At 66.9% G+C, this 1,898-nt stretch carries 3 protein-coding genes; 1 reads left to right on the top strand and 2 read right to left on the bottom strand.

Features of this window, described 5'->3' with window-relative positions; all coding sequences use genetic code 11:
* Positions 1 to 109: 109 nt before the first annotated feature.
* Together V8324_RS21650 and V8324_RS21645 are read right to left on the bottom strand one after the other, a co-directional pair.
* Positions 110 to 703: an HD family hydrolase gene (locus tag V8324_RS21650; protein ID WP_336421960.1), complete on the bottom strand. Its 594-nt coding sequence runs from the start codon at positions 701 to 703 to the stop codon at positions 110 to 112.
* A gap of 33 nt (positions 704 to 736) precedes the next feature.
* Positions 737 to 1,654: an FkbM family methyltransferase gene (locus tag V8324_RS21645; protein WP_336421959.1), complete on the bottom strand. Its 918-nt coding sequence runs from the start codon at positions 1,652 to 1,654 to the stop codon at positions 737 to 739.
* 140 nt (positions 1,655 to 1,794) lie between these two features.
* Between V8324_RS21645 and V8324_RS21640 the strand changes: the two genes are divergently transcribed.
* Positions 1,795 to 1,898, top strand: a 104-nt coding sequence (locus V8324_RS21640) for an adenosylhomocysteinase (protein ID WP_336421961.1), incomplete at its 3' end; no start/stop codon positions are given.

Raw genomic sequence — 1,898 nt, 5'->3', positions numbered from 1 at the left:
GCACAAGGTCGTTATCGTCCCAATCGCGCGCAGACTCGCCACCATCGCAAATGCCATCCTCAAATCAGGCATCCCCTGGCAAGCAAAGCCGATCACCTAGACACAGTTGCTAACCCATCTCGGCCAGCAGCGCGTAGTGCCGGGCGGTGTAGTCGGCGCGGGTCTCCGTCGGCGGGCGCAGGGTGATGGCAAGATCGCGCAGCAGCGCGGGGTCGGGCTTGCCGAAGAACCGATCCGCCTCGGCCACCGAAAAACCCGCGATTTCCGTGGCTTCAAGCCAAGCGCTGATGCGATCGGCGCGCTTGATCTGCTTCTTGACGGTCACCGGGATCTCGGCGGGCAGCCCGAAGCGGATATGGATGGCCGCCGCAAGGCGGCGTTCCAGCGCGTCGTAATCGGGCCCGACCGCGTGTTTGACCGGCGAAATCATGTCGCCGATCACGTATTCCGGCGCGTCGTGCAGCAATGCCGCCAGTCGCCATTTCGCAGGCGCGCGCGGCGCGATCCTGCCGTAAAGCCGTTCCACCAGCAGCGAATGCTCGGCCACCGAATAGGCGAAATCGCCCAGCGTCTGACCGTTCCAGCGCGCCACGAAGCTGAGACCGTGGGCAATATCCTCGATCTCGATATCGACGGGCGTAGGGTCGAGCAGGTCGAGCCTGCGACCCGAAAGCATTTTCTGCCAAGCACGGGGTTGGGGCATGATGGGCCTCTGGGATCGGTTGTGTGGCGCTGCCTAGCCCGGCGGCGCGGCAGTTGCAAAGGCCTGCGCGATCCGTTCGAGCAGGCGCGACGTGCCGCGCGCCGCGAGGAAATTGTATCCCTTGAAAGGGTCGGTCTTGCGCGCGCGCAGCGTGGCGATGTCGGGCATCGGCACCAGCGCATCCTCGATGGCGAAAAGCCGCGTCGCGGGGTCATTCAGCAGATGCGCGCTGACCGTGCTGGCGGGATCTTTGCCATGATCCTCGTAGATCAGCACCGCACCCTCGGCGAGGGCGCGCGTCGCGCCGTCGATCGCCGCGATCTCGGCCCCCTCGACGTCGAGCTTGATGAGCGCGGCGGTGCCTGCCGGCACCAGGTCGTCGATGACCAGCGTCTCGACCTGCTCGACCCAGTCCTGCAGCCGCGCGGGGGCGCCCGATTGCAGCCGGGCCGAAGCGTGGCTTTGATGGGTGTTGACGAAACTCAGCACCTCGCCCGGGCGCGCATGGATCGCGGCGCGGTGCAGCGTCACATTGTCCAGCCCGCCGGCATTCACTTGCAGATCGCGGAACGTCGCTTGCGATGCCTCGACCGCGATCACGCGCTCGAAAAGGGACGCGGCGCGGGTCGTCCAGTAGCCCTTGTTGGCACCGAGATCGCAGAAGAGCGGCGTGGCACGGGCGGCGGCGCGCAGGACGCGGGCGACCTCGGGCTCGTAGGGGCCCCGGTAAAGTGCGAACCGCGTCCAGTACCCATCATCGAGCGCGATGCGGAACGGCGGGGCGCCGCCCTCGTGCAGCCAGACCGCCGTGCCGGGGCCGAACACCCGCCCTAGCCCGCGCGCGAACCGCCCGTAAAGCGGCCGCGTGACCGCCAGCCGGAACAGCCCCATCAGGAAGGCGTACTGCACGCGGGCCCGGGGACCGGAAAAGCTGAGACGAGGGGCGGCCATGGGGTGACTGCTAGCGCCGTTCGCGGTGCAGCGCAAACCCCGAAGCACCTGCCCGCCAGCCAGCGACCATTCGCACATTGCCGTCCGGAGGGGGCGGTGCTAGGAGACAGCCAATTTAATCACCGAAAGGGCCATGACGGATGGCGAAAGATTACATCATCAAGGACATCGCGCTTGCCGCGTATGGCCGCAAGGAGATCGACATCGCCGAGACGGAGATGCCGGGGCTGATGGCGTTGCGCGA

This window comes from Roseovarius sp. D22-M7 (assembly GCF_037083785.1).
In the GTDB taxonomy this organism is placed as follows: domain Bacteria; phylum Pseudomonadota; class Alphaproteobacteria; order Rhodobacterales; family Rhodobacteraceae; genus Roseovarius.
This window is presented reverse-complemented; position numbering and strand designations above follow the sequence as displayed.